Origin of the sequence: Streptomyces sp. NPDC057702, from assembly GCF_042799315.1 — a bacterium.
Lineage (GTDB): Bacteria > Actinomycetota > Actinomycetes > Streptomycetales > Streptomycetaceae > Streptomyces.
The window spans coordinates 76,991-103,669 of sequence record NZ_JBHVJC010000017.1; the positions used below are offsets into that span (position 1 = coordinate 76,991).

Annotated in this window: 21 protein-coding genes and 2 pseudogenes; 12 read left to right on the forward strand and 11 right to left on the reverse strand. The window is 73.9% G+C overall.

From position 1 onward, the window contains the following. The first annotated feature begins 219 nt into the window (after positions 1 to 219). Positions 220 to 1,473 (forward strand): alpha/beta hydrolase, encoded by a 1,254-nt coding sequence (locus ACFVFR_RS15225; protein WP_383701511.1) that lies wholly within the window; start codon positions 220 to 222, stop codon positions 1,471 to 1,473. Between the two features lie 178 nt (positions 1,474 to 1,651). Here the strand turns inward: ACFVFR_RS15225 and ACFVFR_RS15230 are convergent, their stop codons facing one another. The 4 genes and pseudogenes from ACFVFR_RS15230 to ACFVFR_RS15245 all read right to left on the reverse strand — a co-directional run bounded on the left by ACFVFR_RS15230 (position 1,652) and on the right by ACFVFR_RS15245 (position 6,134). Beyond that, entirely contained in the window at positions 1,652 to 3,352 is a 1,701-nt protein-coding gene (locus ACFVFR_RS15230) for a methylmalonyl-CoA mutase (protein ID WP_383701513.1), read from the reverse strand. Positions 3,353 to 3,625: 273 nt separating this feature from the next. After that, positions 3,626 to 3,958 (reverse strand): DUF3817 domain-containing protein, encoded by a 333-nt coding sequence (locus tag ACFVFR_RS15235; protein ID WP_383701515.1) that lies wholly within the window; start codon positions 3,956 to 3,958, stop codon positions 3,626 to 3,628. A gap of 165 nt (positions 3,959 to 4,123) precedes the next feature. Then, positions 4,124 to 4,630 (reverse strand): annotated as a pseudogene (locus ACFVFR_RS15240) (MarR family winged helix-turn-helix transcriptional regulator); the annotation flags it as partial. Positions 4,631 to 4,673: 43 nt separating this feature from the next. After that, positions 4,674 to 6,134 carry an MFS transporter gene (locus ACFVFR_RS15245; protein ID WP_383701518.1) on the reverse strand — a complete coding sequence of 487 codons (1,461 nt, stop codon included), beginning with the start codon at positions 6,132 to 6,134 and terminating at the stop codon, positions 4,674 to 4,676. A gap of 76 nt (positions 6,135 to 6,210) precedes the next feature. On the opposite strand from ACFVFR_RS15245, the gene ACFVFR_RS15250 reads away from it, so the two are divergent. Beyond that, entirely contained in the window at positions 6,211 to 7,245 is a 1,035-nt protein-coding gene (locus ACFVFR_RS15250) for a DUF5937 family protein (RefSeq protein ID WP_383701520.1), read from the forward strand. Between the two features lie 24 nt (positions 7,246 to 7,269). On the opposite strand, the gene ACFVFR_RS15255 is transcribed toward ACFVFR_RS15250, so the two are convergent. From ACFVFR_RS15255 to ACFVFR_RS15265, 3 genes are all read right to left on the reverse strand, one after another. Then, a complete protein-coding gene (locus ACFVFR_RS15255) occupies positions 7,270 to 8,526 on the reverse strand; it encodes an alpha/beta hydrolase family protein (protein WP_383701522.1) in 1,257 nt (418 codons plus the stop codon). Between the two features lie 111 nt (positions 8,527 to 8,637). Further along, positions 8,638 to 8,934, reverse strand: a complete 297-nt coding sequence (locus tag ACFVFR_RS15260; protein ID WP_383701524.1) for an MTH1187 family thiamine-binding protein — start codon at positions 8,932 to 8,934, stop codon at positions 8,638 to 8,640. Continuing rightward, positions 8,931 to 9,275 (reverse strand): DUF3817 domain-containing protein, encoded by a 345-nt coding sequence (locus ACFVFR_RS15265; RefSeq protein ID WP_383701526.1) that lies wholly within the window; start codon positions 9,273 to 9,275, stop codon positions 8,931 to 8,933. Before ACFVFR_RS15265 ends, ACFVFR_RS15260 begins: the two co-directional genes overlap by 4 nt. Before the next feature lie 297 nt (positions 9,276 to 9,572). Here ACFVFR_RS15265 and ACFVFR_RS15270 point away from each other — a divergent pair, with 297 nt between their 5' ends. The 4 genes from ACFVFR_RS15270 (at position 9,573) to ACFVFR_RS15285 (ending at position 12,123) form a co-directional block, all read left to right on the forward strand. After that, complete coding sequence (locus ACFVFR_RS15270) at positions 9,573 to 10,211, forward strand: AIM24 family protein (protein ID WP_383701528.1); 639 nt, start codon at positions 9,573 to 9,575, stop codon at positions 10,209 to 10,211. Next, positions 10,211 to 10,861, forward strand: coding sequence for an AIM24 family protein (locus tag ACFVFR_RS15275; protein ID WP_383701530.1), 651 nt, complete (start codon positions 10,211 to 10,213; stop codon positions 10,859 to 10,861). Before ACFVFR_RS15270 ends, ACFVFR_RS15275 begins: the two co-directional genes overlap by 1 nt. Further along, positions 10,858 to 11,556 carry an AIM24 family protein gene (locus ACFVFR_RS15280; RefSeq protein ID WP_383701532.1) on the forward strand — a complete coding sequence of 233 codons (699 nt, stop codon included), beginning with the start codon at positions 10,858 to 10,860 and terminating at the stop codon, positions 11,554 to 11,556. The genes ACFVFR_RS15275 and ACFVFR_RS15280 overlap by 4 nt, the downstream gene beginning before the upstream one ends. 90 nt (positions 11,557 to 11,646) lie before the next feature. Further along, positions 11,647 to 12,123 (forward strand): MarR family winged helix-turn-helix transcriptional regulator, encoded by a 477-nt coding sequence (locus ACFVFR_RS15285; protein ID WP_383701534.1) that lies wholly within the window; start codon positions 11,647 to 11,649, stop codon positions 12,121 to 12,123. A 557-nt stretch (positions 12,124 to 12,680) separates the two neighbouring features. Here ACFVFR_RS15285 and ACFVFR_RS15290 read toward each other — a convergent pair. Together ACFVFR_RS15290 and ACFVFR_RS15295 are read right to left on the reverse strand one after the other, a co-directional pair. Beyond that, positions 12,681 to 14,135 (reverse strand): annotated as a pseudogene (locus ACFVFR_RS15290) (sensor histidine kinase); the annotation flags it as partial. 94 nt (positions 14,136 to 14,229) lie between these two features. Then, the gene (locus tag ACFVFR_RS15295; protein WP_383701536.1) at positions 14,230 to 14,892 is read right to left on the reverse strand and encodes a response regulator transcription factor; all 663 of its coding nucleotides are present in this window, start codon (positions 14,890 to 14,892) and stop codon (positions 14,230 to 14,232) included. Between the two features lie 123 nt (positions 14,893 to 15,015). Here ACFVFR_RS15295 and ACFVFR_RS15300 point away from each other — a divergent pair, with 123 nt between their 5' ends. Then, positions 15,016 to 15,774, forward strand: a complete 759-nt coding sequence (locus ACFVFR_RS15300; RefSeq protein ID WP_383701538.1) for a PepSY domain-containing protein — start codon at positions 15,016 to 15,018, stop codon at positions 15,772 to 15,774. A gap of 354 nt (positions 15,775 to 16,128) precedes the next feature. On the opposite strand, the gene meaB is transcribed toward ACFVFR_RS15300, so the two are convergent. Together meaB and ACFVFR_RS15310 are read right to left on the reverse strand one after the other, a co-directional pair. Beyond that, a complete protein-coding gene (meaB, locus tag ACFVFR_RS15305) occupies positions 16,129 to 17,085 on the reverse strand; it encodes a methylmalonyl Co-A mutase-associated GTPase MeaB (protein WP_383701540.1) in 957 nt (318 codons plus the stop codon). 98 nt (positions 17,086 to 17,183) lie between these two features. Continuing rightward, entirely contained in the window at positions 17,184 to 18,386 is a 1,203-nt protein-coding gene (locus tag ACFVFR_RS15310) for an acetyl-CoA C-acetyltransferase (protein ID WP_383701542.1), read from the reverse strand. Between the two features lie 141 nt (positions 18,387 to 18,527). Here ACFVFR_RS15310 and mce point away from each other — a divergent pair, with 141 nt between their 5' ends. The 5 genes from mce (at position 18,528) to ACFVFR_RS15335 (ending at position 26,389) form a co-directional block, all read left to right on the forward strand. Beyond that, positions 18,528 to 18,968, forward strand: a complete 441-nt coding sequence (mce, locus tag ACFVFR_RS15315) for a methylmalonyl-CoA epimerase (protein ID WP_383701544.1) — start codon at positions 18,528 to 18,530, stop codon at positions 18,966 to 18,968. A gap of 146 nt (positions 18,969 to 19,114) precedes the next feature. Then, the gene (gene scy / locus ACFVFR_RS15320) at positions 19,115 to 23,212 is read left to right on the forward strand and encodes a polarized growth protein Scy (RefSeq protein ID WP_383701546.1); all 4,098 of its coding nucleotides are present in this window, start codon (positions 19,115 to 19,117) and stop codon (positions 23,210 to 23,212) included. 115 nt (positions 23,213 to 23,327) lie between these two features. Next, entirely contained in the window at positions 23,328 to 24,263 is a 936-nt protein-coding gene (locus ACFVFR_RS15325; protein ID WP_383701548.1) for a cellulose-binding protein, read from the forward strand. A gap of 255 nt (positions 24,264 to 24,518) precedes the next feature. Continuing rightward, positions 24,519 to 25,616 carry an ATP-binding cassette domain-containing protein gene (locus tag ACFVFR_RS15330; RefSeq protein WP_383701550.1) on the forward strand — a complete coding sequence of 366 codons (1,098 nt, stop codon included), beginning with the start codon at positions 24,519 to 24,521 and terminating at the stop codon, positions 25,614 to 25,616. A 2-nt stretch (positions 25,617 to 25,618) separates the two neighbouring features. Continuing rightward, a complete protein-coding gene (locus tag ACFVFR_RS15335) occupies positions 25,619 to 26,389 on the forward strand; it encodes an ABC transporter permease (protein WP_383701552.1) in 771 nt (256 codons plus the stop codon). Positions 26,390 to 26,679: the final 290 nt, after the last annotated feature.

The window sequence follows — 26,679 nt, forward strand, 5'->3', positions numbered from 1 at the left end:
CGGCCCGCCACCGGCCGGCCCGCCGCCGACGCCTCAGGCCGGCCCGTCCCGCCGCGCGATCCGCCGCTCGGTGGGGCGGGCGCGGCACGGGTGTCTTTCGGCCAGGGGGAGCCGCCTGGATGGGGGTGCGCACACCACCAACCCCTAGGGGAAATGCTCATCCCAGTACGGGGGTTCACCGGATGGTGGCGGGCCGGGTCGGTGGACGACCATCGGATCATGACCTCACGGACCAGCCGACCCCCCTCCCGTGGCGCCCTCGGGCTGACCGCCCTCGCGGTGGTACTCGCCGCCGCGAGCGCGACCCCGGCCGTGGCCGCCCCGGCCGCCGCGCACCCGACCCCGCAGGCCGCGTCCCGCGTCGACCAGGCGCGCGGCACCCTGCTGTCGGTGACGACTCTCCAGCGGGCGCCCCGCGCGCGGGTGGCGGAGGTCGTCGCGGCCAACGGCGTGCGGACCAGCGCGGTGCGCTACGGCGTCTCGACCTACCGCCTGACCTACGCGACCATCACGCCGACCGGCCAGCCCACCACCGCCTCCGCGCTCTTCGTCCTCCCCGACGGCGGTGACAGGCGTCTGTCCACCGTGGCCGAGCACCACGGCACCATGGCCTACCGGGGCGGCGCGCCCTCCATGGGCGACGACTACTCCACCCTGGCCGGGTGGTTGTACGCCTCGGGCGGTCGGGCCGCCGTCGCCCCGGACTACCTGGGCCTGGGCACCGGGCCCGGCACCCATCCGTACGTGGACACGGCCTCCTCCGTCTCGGCGTCCGTGGACGCGCTGCGGGCCGCGCGCCAGGCCGCCCCCCGGTTCGGACGCACACTCACCCGCGACGTGCACGTGACCGGCTTCTCGCAGGGCGGGCAGGTCGCGATGGCGGTGGCCCGCGAGCTGAGCCGGGGCGTCGACCGGCACCTGCGACCGCGCTCGCTGGCCCCGGTCGCCGGCCCGTACGACATCGCGGGCCAGGAGTTGCCCGCGCTCTTCGACGGCCGGATCAGGGACAGCTCGGCCGTCTACTACCTCACGTACTTCCTGACCGCCCAGAACCGGCTGCACCACCTGTACGAGGACCCGCGCGAGGTCTATCGCGAGCCCTACGCCAGCACCGTGGAGGCCCTGTTCGACAACGACCACCCGGAGGAGGAGATCGTGAAGGGCCTCGCGCCCTCCGTCAGCGAGTTGCTCACCGACGAGTGGGCCGAGCGCCTGAAGCACCCCACCGGCAAGCTCGCCGAGGTCATCGCGCGCAACGACGGCGTCTGCGACTGGGCCCCCACGGTGCCGGTGCGGCTGCACACCTCCGTCGGCGACCGTGACGTTCCCGTCGGCAACGCCACCTCCTGCGCCACGACGCTGGCCGAGCACGGGGTGCGGGCCAAGGTGATCGAGCACGGGGACCTGGGCCACAGTGCCACGTATCTGCGGGCGATAGGCCAGAACGCGGACTGGTACGCGCGCCTGGGCTGAGCCCCGCCCGACGGCCGGGCCCGCACCCGGAGCGAGGCCACCGGCGCGGAGGCCGGCGCCCCCGCCGCCGCCCGGTGGACGCCGGAGGCGGTCCGCCCACCCTCGCGGGCGTGCGGACCGCCTCCGGTCTGCCGGTGGGGGCACCGCCTGGTCGGTCAGGCGGGCCGGTCGTGGTCGCTCAGAAGCCGACGGGCTCCGTCCAGCCGCCCCACTCCTCGCGCAGCACCCCGCAGATCTCGCCCAGGGTGGCCTCGGCGCGGACGGCGGCGAGCATCGGCTCGATCATGTTGGAGCCGTCACGCGCGGCGGTGAGCATCGCGTCGAGCGAGGAGCGCACCACGGCCTCGTCGCGGTCGCTCTTGCGACCACCGAGCTCGCGCACCTGCTCCCGCTCGACCTCGTGGCTGACCCGCAGGATCTCCAGGTCGCCGGTGACCGAGCCGTGGTGGCAGTTGACGCCGACGACGCGCTTCTCGCCCTTCTCCAGGGCCTGCTGGTACTGGAAGGCGGACTCGGCGATCTCGCCGGTGAACCAGCCGTCCTCGATGCCCCGCAGGATGCCGGAGGTGATCGGCCCGATCGGGTGCTGCCCGTCGGGCACCGCGCGCCGGCCGCGCTCCTTGATCTGCTCGAAGATCTTCTCGGCGTCGGCCTCGATGCGGTCGGTCAGCGCCTCGACGTACCAGGAGCCGCCCAGCGGGTCGGCCACGTTGGCGACGCCGGTCTCCTCCATCAGCACCTGCTGCGTGCGCAGGGCGATCTCGGCGGCCTGCTCGCTGGGCAGCGCCAGGGTCTCGTCCAGGGCGTTGGTGTGCAGCGAGTTGGTGCCGCCCAGCACGGCGGACAGGGCCTCGACGGCCGTGCGCACCACGTTGTTGTACGGCTGCTGCGCGGTCAGCGAGACGCCGGCGGTCTGGGTGTGGAAGCGCAGCCACTGCGCCTTCTCGGAGGTGGCCCCGTACTCGTCGCGCATCCAGCGGGCCCAGATGCGGCGGGCCGCGCGGAACTTGGCGATCTCCTCGAAGAAGTCCAGGTGGGCGTCGAAGAAGAAGGACAGCCCCGGCGCGAAGGTGTTGACGTCCAGGCCACGGGAGAGGCCGAGCTCGACGTAGCCGAAGCCGTCGGCCAGCGTGTAGGCCAGCTCCTGTGCGGCCGTGGCCCCGGCCTCACGGATGTGGTAGCCGGAGACGGACAGCGGCTTGTACGCGGGAATGCTCCGCGCGCAGTGCTCCATCAGGTCGCCGATGAGCCGCAGGTGCGGCTCCGGCTGGAACAGCCACTCCTTCTGGGCGATGTACTCCTTGAAGATGTCGGTCTGGAGCGTGCCGTTGAGCACGGCCGGATCGACGCCCTGGCGTTCGGCGGCGACCAGGTACATACAGAAGACGGGCACGGCGGGCCCGCTGATGGTCATCGAGGTCGTCACGTCGCCGAGCGGGATGTCCCGGAAGAGGACCTCCATGTCGGCGGCCGAGTCGATGGCCACACCGCAGTGCCCGACCTCGCCGAGCGAGCGCTCGTCGTCGGAGTCGCGGCCCATCAGGGTCGGCATGTCGAAGGCGACGGAGAGACCGCCACCGCCGGCCGCCAGGATCATCTTGTAGCGCTCGTTGGTCTGCTCGGCGTTGCCGAAGCCGGCGAACTGGCGGATGGTCCAGGTCCGGCCCCGGTAGCCGGTGGGGTGCAGGCCACGGGTGAAGGGGAACTCACCGGGCCAGCCGATGCGGTCGAAGCCCTCGACGGTGTCGCCGGGCGCCGGGCCGTACACCGGCTCGACGGGGTCTCCGGAGAGCGTGGTGAAGTCGGCGTCACGCTTGCGTGCCGCGTCGAACCGGGCCTGCCAGCGACGGCGGCCCTCCTCAATGCCTTCGGCGTCCATGCCACAAATTTACTTGGACGTCCTAGTAATTGTCGATGGCGAGCTGCGTCACGCTCGCACGGAGGTCCACGGGGCGTCCGTGCGGCGGGGGCGGCGGTCACGGGAGAAACGTCCGACGCGCCCGCGCGGCCACCGGCCACCAGGGGCGCGAGGCCCGGAGCGCCGGACGGCGGCGGACTTCGGAACGCTCGCGCGGGGCCCGAGGGGCCCCCACGACGGGGCCGGCCGGGCGCCGGGGAGGTCGCCGGAGCCCGGGTGGCCGGAGCCGGCGCGCTACGCCTGGGCGGGCTCGGCCTCCGCCGCCTCGATCAGCGGCTCGACGTCCTGGGCGACCTTGCGCTCGACGAAGAACGCGGCCGTCGGGATGGTGCCGGAGACCAGCACCCACAGCAGCCGGCCGAAGGGCCACCTGGCCTTCTGGCCCAGGTCGAAGGCGAAGATCAGGTAGATGATGAACAGCACGCCGTGGATCTGCGAGATGACCAGGGTCGCGTCGGCGCCCTTGTCGAAGCCGTACTTGAAGATCATGGAGGTGCAGAGCACCAGCAGCATCACGGCGGTGATGTAGGCCATCACCCGGTAGCGGGTCAACACGCTTCGCTTCATGAGATCGAGCGTAACGGCCCGTTGTGTACGGATCTTGGCCGGGCCGGGTCCGGGCGCGCGGCGGGGTGGCTAGCGCGACACGCCCTCGGTGGCGGTGGCGTGCGCGGGGTGGGACGCGGGGGCCGCTTCCGGGCCGAACTCGGGGTCGGCGTGCGGGTCGGCCGCCTCCGCGTCGAAGTCGCCCGCGGCCACCCGCAGCGGCCTGAGCAGGGCGAAGACCTCCTCGCACTGGCGCGCGTCGTAGGAGCCGAGCCCGAACTCCATCGCCATCAGGTCCCTGGTGGCGGCCTCCACGACCTCGCGCCCCTTGTCCGTGACCGACGCCAGGGTCCCCCGGCCGTCGTTCGGGTTCGGGCGCTTGGCCACCAGGCCCGATCTGACCAGCCGGTCCACCGTGTTGGTCACCGACGTCGGGTGCACCATCAGGCGCTCGCCGATCTTCGACATCGGCAGCTCACCGGCCTTGCTGAAGGTGAGCAGCACCAGCGCCTCGTAGCGCGCGAAGGTCAGGCCGTACGGTTTGACGACCGCGTCGACCTGGCCGAGCAGGATCTGCTGGGCCCGCATGATCGAGGTGATGGCGGCCATCGACGGCGCGGGTCCCCAGCGCTGCTGCCAGAGTTCGTCGGCCCGAGCGATGGGATCGAAGGCGAGACTGAGCGGTTTTGCCACGCCACCGACCCTACCGGCTGGTCATATGCTGGTCAGCCCCGTCTCACGACTCGGGCCGCTCGCCGCTGCCGGAGCCGGGCCGCGTACGGCGCACCTCGACCGCCACCAGCAGGGTGCTCACGGCGCCGAGGACGCCCGCCGCGCCCACCACCAGATGCGCCGGCACCCACTCCGCGGCGGCCCCGGCCAGTGCCATGCCCAGGCCCTGGACGGTCATCAGCCCGGCCGTCAGCACCGTCATCGCCCGGCCGCGCAGCTCGTGCGGCACCTCGGCGACGAACCACTGGTCGAGCCCCAGCGTGTACGCGATGCCGCAGCCGGTCAACACCAGCAGGGCCAGCGCCAGCGGCAGGGGCGGGCGCAGGAGGTAGCCGAGGGCGGGCAGCGTCGCGAGCACCGCCACCGGCAGCACGATCCGCTCCCTGGTGCGTGGCGCGCACACGGCCCCCACCACCGCCTCGCCGGCCACCGCCCCCACCGGCATGCCCACCAGCAGCAGCCCGAGGCCGGCCGAACCGAGCCCGAGGTCGTCGGCGTACGGCGCGGCCAGTGCCTCCGGGGCCACCACGAACATCGGCGGCACCCAGGCGAGCAGCAGCAGGGCCCGCAGGCGACGGTCGCCCAGCACGCGTCGGACGCCGGCCAGCGAGGCGCCCACCACGGGCCCGCCCGCGCCCGCGCGCGGCGGCCGGTGGCGGGTGCCGTAGCGCAGGAGCAGCGCGGAGGCGACGAAGGTGGCCACGGTGAGGCCGAGTACGGCGCGCGGGGCGACCACGGTCAGCAGCAGCCCGCCGATGCCGAAGCCGACCAGTTGCGAGCACTGGGCGACCATGCGCAGCAGGGAGCGGCCGAGGACGAACAGGTCGCCGGTGCCGAGGATGTCGCCGAGCGTGGCGGCACGGGTGCCGCCGAAGACGGGCGCGATGGTGGCGCTGGTGGCGCGCAGGAGCAACAGGAGGGCGATGGGCGCGCCGGGCACCACCATGCCCGCCGCGCACGCCGCGCACGCCAGGTCACAGGCGACCAGGACGGTGCGCGCGCTGAAGCGGTCCGCGACGGAGGACAGGAGGGTGCCGCCGACGACGTAGGGCAGTAGCCCGAGCGCGAAGGTGAGCGCGCTCAGCAGCGGGGAGCCGCTCAGTTCGTAGACCAGGACGGCGAGCGCGATCTCGCAGACCACGACGCCGAGCATGGACAGCAGGTGCGCCGCGAAGACCGTACGGAACTCGCGCACGGCGAAGACGGCCCGGTATCCGCCGGTGGCGCCCGGGTCGGGCGCGGGCGGGTGTGGCGGGTGGCCGACGACGGGTTCGGCGCTCGCGGCGCTCCCGGCGGGCGCGTCGGCCCGGGCGAGCGTGACGGCCGCCACGAGCGGGGCGGGGTCGGCGAGCGGGGCGGCTCCGCCGGTCACCGCGCGAGAGGAGGGGGCGGGCCTGGTGGTCGCGGGGTGGGGCGAGGTGGCCGGACGCGCCGGGTGCTCCGGGGTTCCGGGAGGGGTCGACATGGCGGCAGCGTGCCGAGCAGGCCACCGGGGCTCTACTCTTTCGTCCCCAGCCGAATCTCCGAAGGCGCAGGGTCCGATGCCGCTCCACATGCGGTTCGCCGCCGATGACCTGCTGCGATGCCGGTTCGCCAGCTCGCCGCTGTGCGAGACCCACGAGGCGGTGCGCACCCTTAAGCGCACCGACCGGCAGGGCTACCACGTGCCCTGGCTGCGGCGGACCCGCGCGGCGGCCGAGGGGCTCGACCTGGAGGCGCTGTGGCTGCTGATGCCCTCCCGTGGGTACAGCCCGGACTTCCTCGGGCTGCCGCCGAGCGCCCCCTTCCCCTCCTTCGAGGAGGAGTTGGCCCGGCTGCGGGCCACCCCGCCGCACCAGGTGGAGGCGGAGCTGCGCAGGTCGCTGGCATGTACGCCGGGCGCGGTCGCCTCCCGCACCGGCCGGGCGCTGCTGGCCGATCCACGGCGTGCCGTGCGGGTGCTCGCCGACACCACGGAGCGGGCCTGGCACGCGCTGGTCGAACCGGACTGGCCACGGCTGCGGGCGCTGCTGGAGGCCGACGTGGCCTACCGGGCGCGGCAGCTCGCCGACGGCGGCCTGGAGCGGCTCTTCGCCTCCCTGCACCCGACGCTGGCCTGGTCGCGGGGTGAGCTCACGGTGCGCACACGCTCCGCCGCGCGGCATGAGCGGGTGCTGGGCGGGGAGGGCGTGACGCTGATGCCGAGCGTCTTCGTCTGGCCGGACGTGGTCGGGGGGTTCGATCCGCCGTGGCAGGCGACGGTGGTCTATCCGGCGCGGGGCATCGGCGGGCTGTGGCAGCGGCCCGGCGCGCGCACCTCGGCCGCGCTGGCCCGGCTGCTCGGGCCGAACCGGGCCGCGATCCTCACCGACCTGGACGACCCGGCCGCCACCACCGCCCTGGCCCGACAGCACGGCCTGGCGCCCTCCTCGGTCTCCGCCCACCTCGCGGTGTTGCGGGACGCGGGGCTGGTCGCCTCGCGCCGGCAGGGGCTCCAGGTGTTGTACGAGCGCACGCCGCTGGGCGGTGCCCTGGTCGGCGGGGGCGCGGACGGCGCGGGGCGCCGTGGCCGGGCCACGACGCCTCGTCGGGGATAGTCCCGCCGGCCCTGGTCGACCCGGTCAGCCCGTCCGCTCGAAGACGACCTCCGGGTGGGCCGGGCTCGGCCCGTCGAGCAGTGGCTGGGGCACGCCGCGCAGGTGCTGGTCGAAGAAGGCGCCCACATAGGCGCGGGTGATCTGCTGGGAGCGGGTGCCCGAGAGCGGCGCCTTGGGGTCCGTGTAGCCCAACTGGTCGCCCAGGACGGGCCAGTCGGTGAAGCTGAGGTGACCGGAGCCGGTGACGGACAGCCAGCGCTTCCAGCCGTCCAGGCGCTTCCAGCCGTCCTCCCAGGAGGTGTCGTCCGGGTCCGGCGGCGTCAGCACCTGATCGCTGCTGACCAGCAGGAACGGCCGCCCGTCCAGCCCCTTGTCGGGTATCGGCGTGAAGAGCGAGCCGTCCAGGTTCACCCCGGCGCGCACCCGCTGGTCGGCGGCCATGGTGGCCGCGGTGCCCGCGCCGCCGATGGAGTGCCCGGCCATGCCGACGCGCCGGTCGTCGATCAGGTCGGCGTGGCGCCAACTGGCCCGGGGACCGGACAGTTCGTCCAGCAGGAAGGAGACGTCCCTGGCCCGACTGTCGGAGACGCGGCGCAGTTCCCGGGTCGGCAGCACCTGGTCGCAGGAGACGCAGTCGAGCAGTCGCCCGCCGGGGAAGCTGCTGCCGCCCGACTCGTACGCGTGGTCCACGGTGGCCACCACGTAGCCCCGGCTGGCCAGGTCCTCGGCCAGCACGGTGAGCGAGGTGCGCTGCATGGTGTAGCCGGGCGAGAGCACCACGAGCGGGTAGGGGCCGCCGGCGCGCAGCGGGCGGGCGTCCTCGCGGCTGTGGGTGCGGGTGGTGCTCAGTTCCCGGGGGGTGAGCAGCTTGCCGATGTCGCCCTGGGCGTCCAGCAGGGCCTTGGCCTCGGCCTCGGTCTGGTATCTGACCCGGCTGCCGGTGTGCGGGGCGGCCGGGTAGTAGACCGAGGTCATCAGCTCGCGGTCGGCGGTCGGCACCCAGGGGTCCTCGCGCCGCGTGTCCACCAGGTGGAGGGTGTCGCGGCCGACGGCGTACCGGCCGGTGGGGCGGGGCAGCACGAGGCGGACATCCTTCTGCTGGTTCCGGGTGTCATCGGTGGCGTGGGCCCCGGGCGCGAGGTCGGCGAGCGGGGCGGCTCGGTCGGCGGGGGCCGGGCCGGGGGCCCGCCCGGCGGCCGAGGCCGTGCCGGTCAGGACGACCGGCACGGCGAGGGTCGCGGTCACGATCGCGGTCGCCAAACCGCGGGTGATCTTGTTCATGGCTGTGACCCTAGGCCGGGCGGGCCGCCCCCAACGTCCTCCCCAGGTCGGAGTCGGTGTACGACTCAGGGGTCGGGCGGGTGCCTGGGGCGGACGGCGCGGCGCGGGGTCTCAGCCGTCGGCCAGGTGCCGTTCGACGGTCGCCACCTTGCTGGTGAGGCCGTCGGTGACGCCGGGCCGGAGGTCGGCCTTGAGCACCAGGCTGACGCGCGGGGCGCGGGCCTCGACGGCGGCCACGGCGCGCCGTACGACGTCCATGACCTCCTCCCACTCGCCCTCGATCGAGGTGAACATCGCGTCGGTGCGGTGGGGCAGGCCGGAGGCGCGGACCACCCGGACGGCGTCGGCGACGTACTCGCCGACGTCCTCACCGACGCCGAGTGGGGTGACGGAGAAGGCGACGATCACGCGTTCACGATCCCTTCCTTGCGGGCGCGGGCCGCGATGACCCCCGCCTCGGCCTCACGCTTGAGCTTGCGCTCGGCGAAGAAGCCGCCGGTGGGCAGCACGGAGAGCACGAAGTACAGGGCGGCGGTGCCGATCGGCCACTTGGTGCGGTTCCAGGCGTCGGCCCAGAAGATCACGTACAGCACGAACAGGATGCCGTGCACCATGCCCATCACCGGCACCGCGTTGAATTCCGTGGTGCGCTTGAGGACCGAGCACAGGATGAGGAGCAGGAAGGAGATGGCCTCCGGCGCGGAGACCAGGCGGAGCCGGCGCAGGGCGGAGGCGGTCTTGATGTCCACGGGGGCACCTTCGGTCGCGAGAGCGGGGGCGGACACCCCTTGTGCCCGCCTTCACAAGCTCTGCCATTGTGACAGTTACCCGGACGATCACTCCTGCGGGGTCCGCGCCCGAGTCCGCCCGGCCGCGCGCCGCGCGCGCCGGGGCACGCCCGTCCCCGGCCCCCGCCCGGGGCGGGACGACGGCGGGTTGGCGACGGGTTGGCGGCGGGCCGGCGGCGCCCGGCGCGGGGCGGGGGCCTCGGTCGGCGGGACCGTCGGGCCTGTTGGGAGGCCGGGCGCGAGCGATAGCGTCGCCCCGTGGCTCACTTTCGGCTCCAGGGGAGCAAGGTCCTCGCCGTCGATCTGACCGGCGACACCGTCAAGGCCAAAAAGGGCGCGATGGTGGCGTACGACGGCGAGATGACCTTCAAGAAGAAGACCGGTGGCGGAGAGGGTCTGCGGGGGATGGTCACCCGGCGGCTCACCGGAGAACAGATGGCGGTCATGGAGGTCAAGGGGCACGGCACCTGCTACTTCGCCGACCGGGCCAGCGAGATCAACCTGGTCACGCTGCACGGCGAGAAGCTGTACGTCGAGGCGAGCAACCTGCTGTGCACCGACGGCGCCCTGCGTACCGGCACCACCTTCACCGGGCTGCGCGGCGCCTCGCAGGGCAACGGCCTGTTCACCACGACCGTCGAGGGCAGCGGACAGGCCGCGCTCGTCTCGGACGGGGAGGCGGTCGTCCTGCGGGTGACGCCCGAGTTCCCGCTCCAGGTCGACCCGGGCGCCTACGTCGCGCACACCGGCCGCCTCCAGCAGCACTTCCAGTCGGGCGTCAACTTCCGGACGCTGATAGGCGAGGGCTCGGGAGAGGCGTTCCAGATCCGCTTCGAGGGCGAGGGACTGGTGTACGTCCAGCCCAGCGAGCGCAACACGGTCGGCGGTGAGGTGTGATGCCGTTCACGGTGCTCAACTCGCGGATCGTGGAGGCCGCGATCATGCCGGGCCAGACGATGTTCAGCCAGCGCGGCGCGATGCTCGCCTACCGTGGCCAGGTCTCGTTCACGCCCAGCATCACCGGCGGGCAGGGCGGTGTGCTGTCGATGATCGGGCGCCGGGTGGCGAACGAGGCGACGCCGCTGATGACGGTGGAGGGCAGCGGCTCGGTGATGTTCGGGCACGGCGGCCACCACGTCCACGTGGTGGACCTGACCGGCGACACCCTCTACGTCGAGGCGGACCGGCTGCTGGCCTTCGACGGCACGCTGCGGCAGGGGACGATGTTCATGGGCTCGCAGGGCGGCGTCATGGGCATGGCGCGCGGCCAGGTCTCCGGCCAGGGTCTGTTCACCACCACCCTGGAGGGACACGGCTCGGTGGCGGTGATGGCGCACGGCGGGGTGATCGAGCTGCCGATCGTCCCCGGCCGCGACATCCACGTCGACCCACAGGCCTACGTCGCCCACCGGGGCAAGGTCCGCAACAAGCTCACCGCCGCGATCGGCTGGCGCGAGCTGGTCGGCCGCGGCTCGGGCGAGGCGTTCCAGCTCGTCCTGTCCGGCCAGGGAACCGTCTACGTCCAGGCGTCCGAGGAGAAGCTATGACCGGCCCCGTCGTCTACGACGCGCACTCGCTGCCCGCGCGCGACAACGTCAACTCCTACGCCTTCAGCGTCGCGCTCGACGGCCAGTGGTTCCTCCAGAAGGGCAAGATGATCGCCTACTACGGCGACATCGACTTCCACGGCGTGGGCCTCGGCCACCTCGACCGGCTGATCGCCGCGAGCTTCCACTCGCCCCTGCACGCGGCGGACTGGGTGGTGGCCGAGGGACGGGGAAAGATGGTCCTCGCCGACCGGGCCTTCGACGTCAATTCGTACGACCTCGACGACGGCAACCTGACGATTCGCTCCGGCAACCTGCTCGCCTTCCAGCCATCGCTGGCGCTCAAGCAGTCGATCGTGCCCGGTTTCCTGACCCTGATCGGCACCGGCACGTTCATCGCCGCGTCCAACGGGCCGGTGATCTTCATGGAGCCGCCGCTGCGCGTGGACCCGCAGGCGCTGGTGGGCTGGGCCGACTGCCCCTCGCCCTGCCACCACTACGACCACCAGTACCTCCGGGGCTTTTGGGGTGGCGTGCGGGCGCACACCGGATTCGGCGGAACCTCTGGCGAGGAGCACCAGTTTGAGTTCGTGGGCGCGGGCACCGTGCTCCTGCAGTCAACGGAACAACTCCTGGCCGAGATCGACACCGGCGCCTCCCCCGACCAGGCGGGGGTACCGGTTCGTGATCGGTAGCCTGCGGAGTGTAACGTCGAACACGTGACCTCACGCAGCCGCATACATCCATTGGTTCAGAATTCAACTTCTTTAGGTAGAATCAATCACATGGAGACCGAGACCGGCACCAACTGGCTCAACGACGAGGAACAGCGCGCCTGGCGCGCCCACCTGGACGTCAGCCGTCTGCTCATGCACCAGCTCGAACGGGACCTGCAGCCGTTCGGGCTGACGAACAACGACTACGAGATCCTGGTGAACCTCTCGGAGTCCGAGGACCACCGGATGCGGATGAGCGACCTCGCCGCCGCGACCCTCCAGTCCAAGAGCCGTCTCTCGCACCAGATCACGCGGATGGAGAACGCGGGGCTGGTGCGTCGCGAGAACTGCGAGTCGGACCGCCGAGGGCTGTACGCGGTGCTCACCGACCGGGGGTGGGAGACCATGCGCGAGGTCGCCCCGCACCACGTCGCGTCGGTGCGGCAGCACTTCGTCGACCTGCTCGGAGCCAACGGGATCGACGCGCTCTACAGCTCCCTGGCACCGGTGGCCGAACACCTGCGGACGCGACGCAAGATCGGCTGACCCCACCGCCACGCCGTGGCCCACGCCGCCCGCTCCGGCCGGGGACTCAGTCGCCCGGAGCGGGCGGCCGGCCCCGTGCCCCTACGCGGGGCGGGCGTGCGCGGGGCCCGCGCGGCACGGGGACGCGTCGCGGGGCGGGGTGCGGCGGGGCGGGCGTCAGCGGGGTGGGCGCGTGCGGGGCTGGTCCCCCGCACCACCCGGGCCCGTACGCCGGGGCCCGCCCGGTCGGGCCGCGCGGCCGGACCCGGGCCACTCCCCCGGTGGGGCCACTCCCCCGGTGGGGCCGCCCGACTGATGGGGCCGCCCGCCGCGTCCAGGTCACCCGCCTAGTCGGTGCCATCCGTCGCGGCCGGGCCGTTCACCGGGCCCGAGCCACCCACCTGGTCGGGGCCACCCGCCAGACCCGGGCCATCCGCTGGCCCCGAGCAACCCGCCGTGTCCGGGTCGCCCGCCGTGTCCGGGTCGCCCGCCGTGTCCGGGTCGCCCGTCCGGTCGGGCTCCGCGCGCGGTAGGCGGAGCTCGAAGCGGGCGCCACCCGTCTCAGCGTCCACCACCGCGAGCGTGCCCCCGTGCCGGGTGACCACGTCGCGCGCGATCGCGAGGCCGAGTCCGGCGCCGCCGTCGTCGCGGCTGCGCGCGTCGTCGAGGCGGACGAACCGCTCGAAGATCCGCTCGCGTTCGGCCTCGGGCACCCCGGCGCCGTCGTCGGTGACGGTCAGCACGGCCCAGGCGCCACGGGCGTCGTCCATGCGCCGCAGCGAGACCCGGACCTCGCGCTCCGCGTGCCGCCGCGCGTTGTCCAGCAGGTTGCGCAGGACCCGGGCGAGTTGGCCGCGCGAGCCGCTGACGGTCACCCCGGCCAGCACGCCGGCGCGTACCGCGACGGGGCCGTCGGCCCGCCCGGCCACCTCCTCGCGCACCAGCTCCGCCAACGGCACCGGGCCGCGTACCGGCCGCTCCCCCGCGTCGAGCCGGGCCAGCAGCAACAGGTCGGCCGCCAGGTGCTGGAGCCGCACCACGTCGGCGACCGCGCCCTCGGTGTCCAGCAGGGCGGGGTGGGCCAGCCCCACCTCCAGCTGGGTGCGCAGGCTGGCGATCGGGCTGCGCAGCTCGTGCGAGGCGTCGGCGACGAAGCGGCGCTGCCGCTCGACCGAGTCCTCCAGCGCGGCCAGCGTCTGGTTGGTCGTCACCGCGAGGCGGGCCACCTCGTCGCGGGCGTGCGGCTCGGGCACCCGCCGGGACAGGTCGGCGCTGGCGGTGATGGCCGCCATCTCCCGCCGGATGCCCTCCACCGGGCGCAGCGCGCGCCGGGTCACCAGCCAGGTCACCGCCGCGACCACGGCCAGCAGCGCCGGCAGCCCGACGAGCATCGCGCGGCGCACCGTGCCCACCGCGTCCCGCTCGGTCTCCAGCGGGGCACCGGCGTAGACGGTCAGCCGCTCGTCGAGGGGGGTCGTGACGCGGACGGCGGCGAACCGGTAGTCCCGCCGCTGACCGTCCACGGTGGCCGAGCCCTCGTGGTGGGTGACCTCGTCGTGGATCTCGCCCTGCGCGGGCAGCGGCCGGCGCGGGCTCTCGCCGCGCGCGATGGCCTCCGCCGCCTCCTCCGCCGCCTCCTCGGCGTCGTCCTCGGCGGCCTCGGCGGGGTCCTCCCGGTCATCGGCCTCGTCGGTCTCGTCCCGGTCTTCCGGTTCGTCGGCCTCGTCCGGGTCGCTTCGCCCCCCGTCCGGGCCGCCGGTGGGCGACGGCCGCGCCGGGGCGGGGGTGGTGGCCGGGGCGGGCCGGTCGGGCGGGGTGGTCACGCGGAGGCCGTCGTGACCGGTCCCGGTCAGGCGCGTGAGGTCCTCGCTGACGGCCCGTACCCGCCCCCGCTCGTCCACCACCTGCACCGGTGGGTCCTCGTCCAGCTCCAGGTGGGCGCCGGTGGCCAGCCGGGCCGCGACCTCGCGGGCGCGCAGGTCGGCCTGGAGCGTGGTCTGTTGGCGCAGGTTGTCCCGGAGCACCGCGAGCAACGCGACGCCGGCCAGCGCCAGGGCCAGGGCGACCACCACGCTGGCCCCGACGGTGGCCCGCGCCCGGACCGAACCCCGGGCCCCGCGCACGCCGCTAGCCACGGCCGACCAGCCGGTAGCCGGCGCCGCGCACGGTCTCGATCAGCCCCGGTCCCAGCTTGCGGCGCAGCGTGCTGACGTAGACCTCGACGATGTTCGGGTCACCCTCGTACGCGAAGTCCCACACGTGCTCCAGGACCTCCGCCTTGGAGACCACCTCGCCCGCGCGGACGGCCAGTTGCTCCAGGACCGCGAACTCCCGCGCGGTCAGCGCGACCTCGACGTCCGCGCGCCGCACCCGGCGGGTGGCCCGGTCCACCGACAGCTCCCCCACCCGCAGCACGGGCGCGGCTCCGGTGCCGCGCCGGCGCAGCAGCGCGCGCACCCGGGCGAGCAGCACGACGTACGAGAACGGCTTGGTCAGGTAGTCGTCGGCGCCGGTGTCCAGGCCCTCGGCCTCGTCGTACTCGCCGTCCTTGGCGGTCAGGACGAGGACGGGCACCTCGTGGCCGGCGGCGCGCAGCGCGGCCAGGACCGCGTAGCCGTTCATGCCGGGCAGCATGATGTCGAGCACGACCAGGTCGTAGACGCCCTCGCCGGCCCGGTGCAGCCCGCTGACGCCGTCGTGCACCACGTCCACGGCGAAGCCCTCGGCGGTCAGGCCACGGGCCAGCGACAGGGCGAGCCGCTTCTCGTCCTCCACGATCAACAGGCGCATGGTCCCCAGCCTCGCAAACCGAACCTGAAGAGCCCTTCAGGCGCCTTCAGGTCGCCTTCAGCTTCGCCGGGTGAGGCTGTCTCCCGTCAACGACCGCCCCAGCACCACCCGGGAGGAACCCCCATGAAGCGCGACCTCGTTCTCGCCACCGCCGCCGCGGCCGTCCTGATCGGCGGCGGCACCGCCTCGGCGGTGGCCCTCGCCGACGACGGAGACGGCCCGTCGAAGAGCCCGACCCCGCCCCGGCACACGGCCCCCGCCGCCGACGGCCGCGAGGACCGCGACGTCGACGCCCCGGACACCGACCGGGACGCGCGGGAGAGGGACGGGGACGAGGACCGGGACGCGGGAGGCCGGGGCGGTCGCGAGGGGTCCGACGACCGCGAGGACGCCGCCGAGGCACGGGCCGCGCGGGGCGCCGGGATCGACGTGCGGCGGGCCGTGGACGCCGCGCTGAAGGCCAGGCCGGGCACGGTGGTCGCGGTCGAACTGGACGCCGACGACGGCGCCCGCGCCCGGTGGGAGGTGGAGATCCTCGGCTCGGACGGCCGGTGGTACGAGCTGTCCCTGGACGGCGACACGGGCGCGGTGCTGCGCCAGGACCGCGACGACCAGGACGACGACGCGGCCCCGCTCGGGAAGGCGGTGCGGGAGGCGGGGACCTCCGCGACCGAGGCGGCGGCGAGCGCGCTGCGCCGGGTACCCGGCACCGTGACGTCGGTGGAGCTGGACGCGGACGCGCGCCCGTCCTGGGAGGTGGAGATCCTCGGCAGGGGCGACGGCACGGCCGACCGGGACCGCGAGGTCCACGTGGACCCGCGCTCCGGCGCGGCCACCGAGCGCGGCGACACCGACCGGGGCGACGACCGCGACGACGACTGACCACGCCCGCCGGCGGCACCCGCCCCCGGCCGACCCACCTCCCTCAGCCCACCCGGGAACGCCCCGTGACGCCCGGTCCGCTCGCGACGGCCCGCCGACGGCGCGAGGGTGATGGCCCTTCAGGAAGCCGTCGGCCCACCCGAACCGCCGCTTCGGTTGTCCCCGCCCGGCGCTCACCCACCGGCGCACGCCCCCACCGGAGCGTTCGCTGCAAGAGGGGGCGCCATGGCGTGGCCGGTCGCGCTACGCCGAGCGCGGCAGTACGCCCTCCACCCGGTGCGCGAGCCCGCCCCCGCTTCCCGTCGACGGCGGGTCCCACCGGCCGCGGCGCGCCCGCTGCGCCGTCGGCGCGCCTCAGCTCTGGGTCAGGCCCGCGATCAGCTCGTCCGAGGCCGCGTACGGGTCCAGCTCGCCGCGCGCGACGCGGTCGGCCAGGGCGCTCAGCCGGCGGTCACCACGCAGGTCGCCGATGCGCTCGCGGAGCGCCGTGACCGCGATCGTCTCGACCTCGCGGGCGGCGCGCCCGCGTCGGCGCTCGGCCAGGACGCCGCGCTCCTCCATCCACGCCCGGTGCTTCTCCAACGCCTCGACGACCTCGTCGACGCCCTCGGCGCGGGCCGCCACCGTCTTCACGATCGGGGGCCGCCAGTCGCCGGCCGCCCGCGCCTCGCCGAGGCCGAGCATGTGGTTCAGCTCGCGCACGGTGGCGTCGGAGCCCTCGCGGTCGGCCTTGTTCACCACGTACACGTCGCCGATCTCCAGGATGCCGGCCTTGGCCGCCTGGATGCCGTCGCCCATACCCGGCGCGAGGAGCACCACGCTGGTGTCGGCCTGCGAGGCGATCTCCACCTCCGACTGGCCCACGCCCACGGTCTCCACGAGGATCACCTCGCAGCCCGCCGCGTCCAGCACCCGGATGGCCTGCGGCGCGGCCCAGGCCAGGCCGCCGAGGTGGCCACGGGTGGCCATGGAGCGGATGTAGACGCCGGGGTCGGAGGCGTGGTCGCTCATCCGCACCCGGTCGCCGAGCAGCGCGCCGCCGGAGAACGGCGAGGAGGGGTCCACGGCCAGCACCCCGACCCGCTTGCCGATCCGGCGGTAGGCGGTGATCAGCGCGTTGGTCGAGGTGGACTTGCCGACGCCGGGCGGGCCGGTCAGGCCGACGACGTAGGCGTTGCCGGCCAGCGGGGCCAGCGCCGCCATCACCGTGCGCAGTTGCGGGGACGCCCCCTCCACCAGCGAGATCAGCCGGGCCACCGCGCGCGGCCTGCCCTGCCTCGCCTGTTCCACCAGGTCGGGGACGTCCACCATCGTGCCGTTCTCCTTGTCGCTGTGTACGTCGCTGGGCGCGTCGCCGTGGACGCGGCCCCCGGTCGGCCGGCGGGCCCGGCCGGCGGGGCGGGGACGGGCTACTTCCCGGGCACCCGCAGGATCAGGGCGTCGCCCTGACCGCCGCCGCCGCACAGGGCCGCCGCGCCCACGCCGCCACCGCGCCGCTTGAGCTCCAGCGCCAGGTGCAGCACCAGGCGCGCGCCCGACATGCCGATCGGGTGCCCGAGGGCGATCGCGCCGCCGTTGACGTTCACCTTTTCCGCCGAAACACCGAGGTCCTTCATTGACTGGAAGGTGACCGAGGCGAACGCCTCGTTGATCTCGATCAGGTCGAGGTCGGCGACGGTCAGGCCCTCCTTGCCCAGGGCGTGGTGGATCGCGTGGGAGGGCTGCGACTGGAGCGAGTTGTCCGGGCCGGCGACGTTGCCGTGGGCGCCGATCTCGGCGATCCACTCCAGGCCCAGCTCCTCGGCCTTGGCGCGGCTCATCACGACGACGGCCGCGGCACCGTCGGAGATCTGCGAGCTGCTGCCGGCGGTGATGGTGCCGTCCTTGGTGAACGCCGGACGCAGCTTGCCCAGGCCCTCGACGGTGGTGTCGGCGCGGATGCCCTCGTCCTGGCTGAAGACCACCGGCTCGCCCTTGCGCTGCGGGATCTCCACCGGCGTGATCTCGGCCTCGAACAGGCCGTTCTTCTGCGCGGCGGCGGCCCGCTGGTGGGAGCGCGCGGAGATCTCGTCCTGCTCGGGCCGGTGGATGCCCAGGCGCGTGTTGTGGTGCTCGGTGGACTCGCCCATCGGGATGCCGTCGAAGGGGTCGGTGAGCCCGTCGTACGCCATGGCGTCCAGCATCTCGATGGCGCCGTACTTGTACCCCTCGCGGGACTTCGGCAGCAGGTGCGGGGCGTTGGTCATCGACTCCTGGCCACCGGCGACGACGATGTCGAACTCGCCGGCGCGGATGAGCTGGTCGGCCAGCGCGATCGCGTCGAGGCCGGAGAGGCACACCTTGTTGACGGTGAGCGCGGGCACGGTCATCGGGATGCCGGCCTTGACGGCGGCCTGGCGGGCCGGGATCTGCCCGGCGCCGGCCTGCAGCACCTGGCCCATGATCACGTACTGCACCTGGTCACCGCCGATGCCAGCACGGTCGAGCGCGGCCTTGATGGCGAAGCCGCCCAGGTCGACGCCGGAGAAGCTGCGCAGCGAGCCCAGGAGGCGGCCCATGGGCGTACGGGCGCCTGCGACGATCACGGACGTAGTGTCGGTGGTTCCACTCATGATGCGGCCCCTTCGGAAGCGTCAGGGATGTTAACGAGGGTTATCCGTCAATGTACTGAGCGGTACGCGACAGGTCACCGGCGCGAGGATGTGATCGCGCGCACGTTGCGTGACCAGCCGTGCCGGCGGTGCACTGGGGGCATGCTGACGAGAATCGACCACATCGGGATCGCCTGCTTCGACCTCGACACGACGGTGGAGTTCTACCGTGCCACGTACGGCTTCGAGGTGTTCCACTCCGAGGTCAACGAGGAGCAGGGCGTACGCGAGGCCATGCTGAAGATCAACGAGACGTCCGACGGCGGCGCCTCCTACCTCCAGCTCCTCGAACCCACCCGAGAGGACTCGGCGGTGGGCAAGTGGCTGGCCAAGAACGGCGAGGGCGTGCACCACATCGCGTTCGGCACCGCCGACGTGGACGCGGACGCGGCGGCCGTACGCGACAAGGGCGTACGCGTCCTGTACGAGGAGCCGCGCCGTGGCTCGATGGACTCGCGGATCACCTTCCTGCACCCCAAGGACTGCCACGGCGTGCTGACGGAACTGGTGACCTCCGCCTCCCCCGAGCAGACCGAACACTGACTCACCCCTCCCCTGGCCGGTAGAGTGCAAGCTCGGCCGGGGCGCGGGTTGGGGGCTCGGCCCAAGCTACGCCGATGATCTGACACCATTTCTTCGGAAGGGCCAGCCCTGCGCACCACCCGGCACCGGGGCGGGGCAGGCCACCGATGCGACCAGGGGACGGATGGGACCGCGCAGTGCGGGGCTACGACCGCTACGAGCCTGACGATCACCTTTCGCAGTTCGAAGCCGAGATGGAACGGCTAAAGACCGAGCGAGAGAAGGCCGTCCAGCACGCCGACGACCTCGGCTACCAGGTCGAAGTCCTGCGCGCCAAGCTGCACGAGGCGCGCCGCACCATCGCGTCCCGACCCGCGTACGACAGCGCCGACCTGGGCTACCAGGCCGAGCAGCTCCTGCGGAACGCCCAGGCCCAGGCCGACCAGCTGCGCGCGGACGCCGAACGCGAACTGCGCGACGTGCGGGCGCAGACCCAGCGCCTGCTCCAGGAGCAGGCCGAGCGGCAGTCGCGTCTCGAGGCGGAGCTGCACTCCGAAGCCGTCGCCCGCCGCCAGCGCCTCGACGAGGAGCTGGCGGAGCGGCGCGCGACCGTCGAGTCGCACGTCAACGAGAACGTGGCCTGGGCCGAGCAACTGCGCGCCCGCTCCGAGTCCCAGGCCAGGCGTCTGCTGGACGAGTCGCGGGCCGAGGCCGACCAGGCGTTGGCCGCCGCGCGCACCGAGGCCCAGCGGCTGGCGGAGCAGGCCAGGGAGCGGCTGAACGCGGAGGCCGAGAGCGCGCGCTCGGAAGCCGAAGCGATCCTGCGCCGGGCCCGCACCGACGCCGAACGGCTGCTGACCGCCGCCTCCACGCAGGCTCAGGAGGCCACCGACCACGCCGAGCAGCTGCGTACCAGCACCACCACCGAGTCCGAGCAGGCCCGGCGGCAGGCGGCCGAGCTGACCCGGGCCGCCGAGCAGCGCATGCAGGAGGCCGACACGGCGTTGCGCGAGGCGCGCAGCGAGGCCGAGAAGCTCGTCAGCGAGGCCAAGGAGGCGGCGGCGGCGCGGCTTTCGGCCGCCGAGTCGGACAACGAGCAGCGCACCCGCACCGCGAAGGCGGAGATCGCCCGGCTGGTCGGGGAGGCCACTCAGGAGACCGAGGCCCTCAAGGCCGAGGCCGAGCAGGTGCGCGACGACGCGCGCAGCGCGGCCGAACGACTGGTGGCCGAGGCGCAGGAGAAGGCCCGTGCCGAGGCGGCCGAGGACTCCGCGGCCCAGTTGGCCAAGGCGGCCCGCACCGCCGAGGAGGTGCTGAGCAAGGCCACCGAGGACGCCAAGGCCACCACCAAGGCGGCGGCCGCCGAGGCCGAGCGGATCAGGACCGAGGCCGAGCGCGAGGCGGACCGGCTGCGGGAGGCCGCGCACGACACCGCCGAGCAGCTCAAGGGCGCGGCCAAGGACGACACCAAGGAGTACCGCGCCAAGACCGTCGAGCTCCAGGAGGAGGCCAGGCGGCTGCGCGGCGAGGCCGAGCAGCTGCGGGCCGACGCGGTCACCGAGGGCGAGAAGATCCGCGGCGAGGCCCGCCGGGACGCGGTGCAGCAGATCGAGGAGGCGGCCAGGACCGCCGAGGAGCTGCTCACCAAGGCCAAGGCGGACGCCGCCGAGAGCCGGGCCAGCGCCAGCGCCGAAGGCGAGCGGGTGCGCACCGAGGCCATCGAGCGGGCCACCTCGCTGCGCAAGCAGTCCGAGGAGGCGTTGGAGCGCGCTCGGGGCGAGGCGGAGGACCTGGTCGCCGCCGCCGAGGAGGGCGCCGGCAAGATCAAGGCCGAGGCGGCCGAGGCGGCGCAGCGGCTGCGCGAGGAGACCGAGCGCACCACCGCCGAGCGGCGCGCCGAGGCCGAGGCCGAGCTGGCCCGCCTCCAGGGCGAGGCGGAGCAGCGGGTCGCGTCCGCCGAGGAGGCGCTGCGCGAGGCGCGGACCGAGGCCGAGCGGCTGCGCCGGGAGGCCGGCGAGGAGACCGAGCGGCTGCGCGCCGAGTCGGCCGAGCGGCTGCGGGCCCTCCAGGAGCAGGCCGAGGCGGCGGCCCAGCGGCTGCGGGACGAGGCCGCCGCGGACGCCTCCAGCGCCCGCGCGGAGGGCGAGGCGGTCGCGGTCCGACTGCGTGGCGAGGCGGCGGCGGAGGCCGAGCGGCTGCGTACGGAGGCCAAGGAGGCGGCCGACCGGGTGCGCTCGGAGGCCAAGGCGGCGGCCGAGCGGCTGGCGACCGAGGCGGGCGAGGCGCTGTCGGCGGCCCAGGAGGAAGCGGCTCGACGGCGCCGGGAGGCCGAGGAGCTGCTGGGCGACGCTCGTGGGGAGGCCGAGCGCGAGCGCGCGCGGGCCCAGGAGCAGAGCGAGGAGCTGTTGGCCTCGGCCCGCAAGCGGGTGGCGGAGGCGCAGGCCGAGGCGCAGCGGCTGGGTGACGAGGCCGAGCAGCGGGCGAGTGAGCTCGTGCAGAGCGCGGAGCAGACCGCGCAGCAGGTGCGGGAGGCCGTCGCGGGCCTCCAGGAGCAGGCCGAGCAGGAGATCACCGGGCTGCGCTCGGCGGCCGAGCACGCGGCCGAGCGGACCCGTACGGAGGCGCAGGGAGAGGCGGACCGGGTACGCGCCGACGCCTACGCCGAGCGCGAGCGGGCCTCGGGGGACGCCGCGCGGGTGCGCCGGGAGGCACGGGAGGAGTCCGAGGCCGCCAAGGCGCTGGCCGAGCGGACCGTCTCGGAGGCCATCGGCGAGTCCGAGCGGATGCGGGCCGACGCCCGCGAGGAGGCGGACCGGCTGCGGCACACCGCCGCCCAGCAGGCCGACGCGCTGGTCGCCAAGGCGACGTCCGAGTCCGAGCAGATGGTCGCCAAGGCCACCGCCGAGTCCGAGCGGATGGTGGGCGACGCCACCGCCAAGGGCCAGCGGCTGCGGACCGAGGCGGCGGACGCGTTGGCGGCGGCCGAGCAGGACGCGGCGCGCTCGCGTGCCGAGGCCCGTACGGACGCCAACCGGTTGCGCTCGGACGCCGCGCAGCAGGCCGACCGGCTCATCGCGGAGGCGACGAAGGAGGCCGAGAAGCTCGTCGCCGAGGCCACCAAGGAGGCCGAGCGGCTGCGGGCCGAGGTGGCCGCCGAGGCCGAGCGGGCGCGTACGGAGGCGGCCGAGGTCACGGCCGCCGCCCGGCAGGAGGCCGACCGCACCCTGGACGAGGTCCGCAAGGCGGCGGGCCAGCGCCGGACCGAGGCGGCGGCGCAGGCCGACCGGCTGGTGGCCGGGGCGACCAAGGAGGCCGAGCGGCTGCGCGCCGAGGCGGCGAGCACGGTCACCTCCGCGCAGGAGCACGCCACCCGCACCCGGGTGGCCGCCGAGAAGATCAGGTCGCGGGCGCAGGAGGAGTCGGACCGGCAGCTGGCCAAGGCCCAGCTCGAGGCGGAGCGTACGGTCGACACGGCCCGCGCCGCGGCGGCCAAGCGGCGTGCCGAGGCCGCCGAGCAGGCCGACCAGCTCATCGCCGGGGCCCAGGAGGAGGCGCTGCGGGCGGCCACCGAGGCCGAGGAGCGCGCCGACACCATGGTGGGCGTGGCCCGCAAGGAGGCCGAGCGGATCGTCGCGGAGGCCACCCTGGACGGCAACCAGCGGGTGGAGAAGGCGCGTACGGACGCCAACACCATGCTGACCGAGGCGCGCGGGGACGCGACGGCCATAAGGGAGCGGGCCGAGGAGTTGCGCACCCGGGTCGAGAGCGAGGTCGAAAGCCTCCACGACCGGGCCCGCCGGGAGTCCTCCGAGGCGCTGAAGTCGGCGGGCGAGCGGGCGGACAAGCTCGTGAAGGCGGCCGAGGAACAACTCGCGGAAGCCGAAAAGAAGATCAAGCAGCTGTTGTCGGACGCGAACAGCGAGGCGAGCAAGGTGCGTATCGCCGCGGTGAAGAAGGCCGACGGGCTGATTCGCGAGGCCGAGGCGAAGAAGACCGAGGCGGTGCGCGACGCCGACCGCAGGCGTACGGAAGCGGCTGCCGAGGCAAAGCGAATGGTCGACGACGGCAAGCGGGAACTGGAGTTGCTCGTGCGTCGCCGCAAAGACATCAACGCGGAAATCTCCCGCGTCCAGGACGTGTTGGAAGCCCTCGAATCCTTCGAGGCGCCCACGTCGGGCGGCGGGGGCGGCAAGGACAACGGGGGCGCGAAAACAGTGGCGGGCGCGGGCGCAACTCGTTCAAGTGGCAAGCAGTCTGACGGCTAGCCACTCAAATGAGGGGTCATTCTCCAGATCAAACGGGCAATGACTCGAAGACACGCCGTCCGCACCCCTAGGATTCTCCCTATCACCTCACCGGTCTTCTTTCGACAGGAACCCCATGAGCGACACTTCCTCCCCCTTCGGCTTCGAGCTCGTGCGGCGTGGATACGACCGCGGTCAGGTGGACGACCGCATTAGCAAGCTCGTCGCCGACCGAGACAGTGCCCTGGCACGCATCACCTCCCTGGAAAAGCGCATCGAGGAGCTCCACCTCGAAACGCAGAACGCGCAGGCCCAGGTCAACGACTCCGAGCCGTCGTACGCGGGTCTTGGCGCGCGCGTGGAGAAGATCCTCCGCCTCGCCGAGGAGGAGGCCAAGGACCTGCGCGAGGAGGCTCGCCGGGCCGCCGAGCAGCACCGCGAGCTGGCCGAGTCGGCCGCGCAGCAGGTGCGCAACGACGCCGAGACGTTCGCGTCCGAGCGCAAGGCGAAGGCCGAGGACGACGGCGCGCGGATCGTCGAGAAGGCGAAGTCCGACGCGAGCACGCTGCGCTCCGACGCGCAGAAGGACGCGCAGTCCAAGCGCGAGGAGGCGGACTCCCTCTTCGAGGAGACCCGCGCCAAGGCCGCCCAGGCCGCCGCCGACTTCGAGACCAACCTGGCCAAGCGCCGCGAGCAGTCCGAGCGCGACCTGGCCTCGCGTCAGGCCAAGGCGGAGAAGCGGCTGGCGGAGATCGAGCACCGCGCCGAGCAGCTTCGCCTGGAGGCCGAGAAGCTGCGGACGGACGCGGAGCGTCGGGCCCGGCAGACGGTGGAGACCGCGCAGCGCCAGGCCGAGGACATCGTGGCCGACGCCAACGCCAAGGCCGACCGCGTGCGCAGCGAGTCCGAGCGCGAGCTGGCGGCGCTCACCAACCGCCGCGACAGCATCAACGCGCAGCTGACCAACGTGCGCGAGATGCTGGCCACGCTCACCGGCGCGGCCGTGGCCGCCGCCGGCGCGCCCGAGGACGACTCGGTCCAGCGCGGCGTCCCCGCGCAGCAGAGCCGCTGACACCCGGCCGGGGCCCGTCCCGGCACCGGACGGTTCGCCGGTGGCCATCGACCGGTGGGGGCGTGGGGCGTCGTGATCGCGTGCGGTCGCGGCCCTCGGGCCCCCGGTCATGGGGTCGGTCGGTAGCCGGCAGGTGGCCGGCGAACGGTTCCCTCGCACGTTGACGTGAACGGCGTCGCACACCGCGGAGAAAGGTGTGCGGCGCCGTTCGTCGCGGGGTGGCGTACGGGGCCGGTGGCCCTTAGCGTGGCCTGCATGATCGAGCTTGCGGGGTTGACGAAACGCTATGGCGACAAGCTCGCCGTAGATCGGTTGACGTTCACCGTGCGCCCCGGGATCGTCACCGGGTTCCTGGGCCCGAACGGGTCCGGCAAGTCCACGACGATGCGCATGATGCTCGACCTGGACAGTCCGACCGCCGGGGACGTGCGCATCGACGGCAAGCACTACCGACAGTTGCGCGACCCGCTCAAGCACATCGGCGCGCTGCTGGACGCCAAGGCCATGCACGGCGGGCGCAGCGCGTACAACCACCTGCTGTGTCTGGCGCAGAGCAACGGCATCCCGGCGAGCCGGGTCAGTGAGGTGCTGGACACCGTCGGCCTGTCCTCGGTAGCGCGCAAGCGCTCGAAGGGCTTCTCGCTCGGCATGGGGCAGCGTCTGGGCATCGCCGCGGCCCTGCTGGGCGACCCCGAGATCCTGATGTTCGACGAGCCGGTCAACGGGCTCGACCCCGAGGGCATCCACTGGATTCGGAACCTGATGAAGAACCTGGCCGCCCAGGGGCGCACGGTCTTCGTCTCCAGTCACCTGATGAGCGAAATGGCCCTGACCGCCGACCACTTGGTGGTCATCGGGCAGGGCAGGCTGATGGCGGACACCTCGATGGCGGAGTTCATCGCGCAGAACTCGCGCTCCTACGTGCGGGTGCGCACGCCCGACCACGAGCGGATGCGCGAGGCGCTGGCCGAGGCGGGGCACACCGCCGTGGTCGCCACCGACGGGTCGCTGGAGGTCGACGGCGCGGAGGCGGCGCGGCTCGGCGAGCTGGCCGCGCGCCATCGGGTGGTGTTGCACGAGCTGAGCCCGCAGCGCGCCTCGCTTGAGGAGGCGTTCATGCAGCTCACGGCCGATTCGGTGGAGTACCACGCGCACGCGGGCCCGGCCGGCGCGCACCCCGGCGCCACGGCGGCGCCCTACGGCGGGCCGGGCGCGGGCGGGGCGGCGGGCGCCGTACCGGGCGCGGCCGGGGCGCCACCCGTACCGCCCGGTGGTGGGTACCCGCCCCAGGGGCAGCCGCCGGGGCAGCAGGGTGGTTGGGGAGCTGACTGGCAGCGGAAGAAGGGCTCCTGACGATGGCGGTCGCGACGCGGGTACTCCGGTCCGAATGGACCAAGATCAGGTCGGTGCGGTCCACCGTCTGGACCATGGTGCTGGCCCTGGTGGTGACGGTGGCCCTGAGCATGCTGCTCAGCGCGCTGAGCAAGCGGGACTACGACGACATGTCCGCTCAGGAGAAGCTGGAGTTCGACCCGACCCTGATCAGCTTCGCCGGCATCGGGCTCGGCCAGCTCGCGCTGATCGTCTTCGGTGTGCTCGTGGTCTCCACCGAGTACAGCACCGGCATGATCCGCACCTCGCTGGCGGCCGTCCCGCAGCGGCTGACGTTCTTCACCAGCAAGATCGCCGTCGCCACGCTGCTGGCCTTCGCGGTCGGCCTGCTCATCAGCTTCGCCAGCTTCTACTCCGGGCAGGCCATGCTCGGCGACCACAAGGCGTCCATCGGTGACCCCGGGGTGCTGCGGGCGATGCTCGGCAGCGCGCTGTACATGACCCTCATCACGATGTTCGCCATGGGCGTCACCGCGATGCTGCGCAGCCCGATGCTCTCGCTCGGCATCCTGATGCCGTTCTTCTTCCTGATCTCCAGCATCCTGGGCAACGTCCCGGCGACCGAGAAGGTCGGCCGGTACCTGCCCGACCAGGCCGGTTCGCGGATCATGCAGGTGGTACGGACCGACGACGACGCGCCGTACGGCCCCTGGGGCGGCCTGGCGATCATGGCCGCCTGGGTGCTGGCGGCGCTGGTCGGCGGCGCGGTGTCGCTGAAGAAACGGGACGCCTGAGCGGAGCGCCCGAGTGGGGCTCCCGAGTCGGGCGCTTGTGGGTCGGGCGCCTGCGAGTCGGGCGCCTGTGAGCTGAGCTCGCGCGAGTCGGGCGCGTGCGGGTCGAGCGCGCGTGCGCGGGTCGAGCGGGCGGGACGCCCCGTGCATCCGAGGTGCCCGGAGTAGCAGGAGTGTCCGGGTGCGGCCGAGGGGTCCACGACGCGCGGGGCGGCCGGGCGGGAACTCCGGGTGGCGGGCCCGGACGCGGCGCGGGCCGGCGCGGGCGGACCGGGCGAACCGGGTGGGGCCTG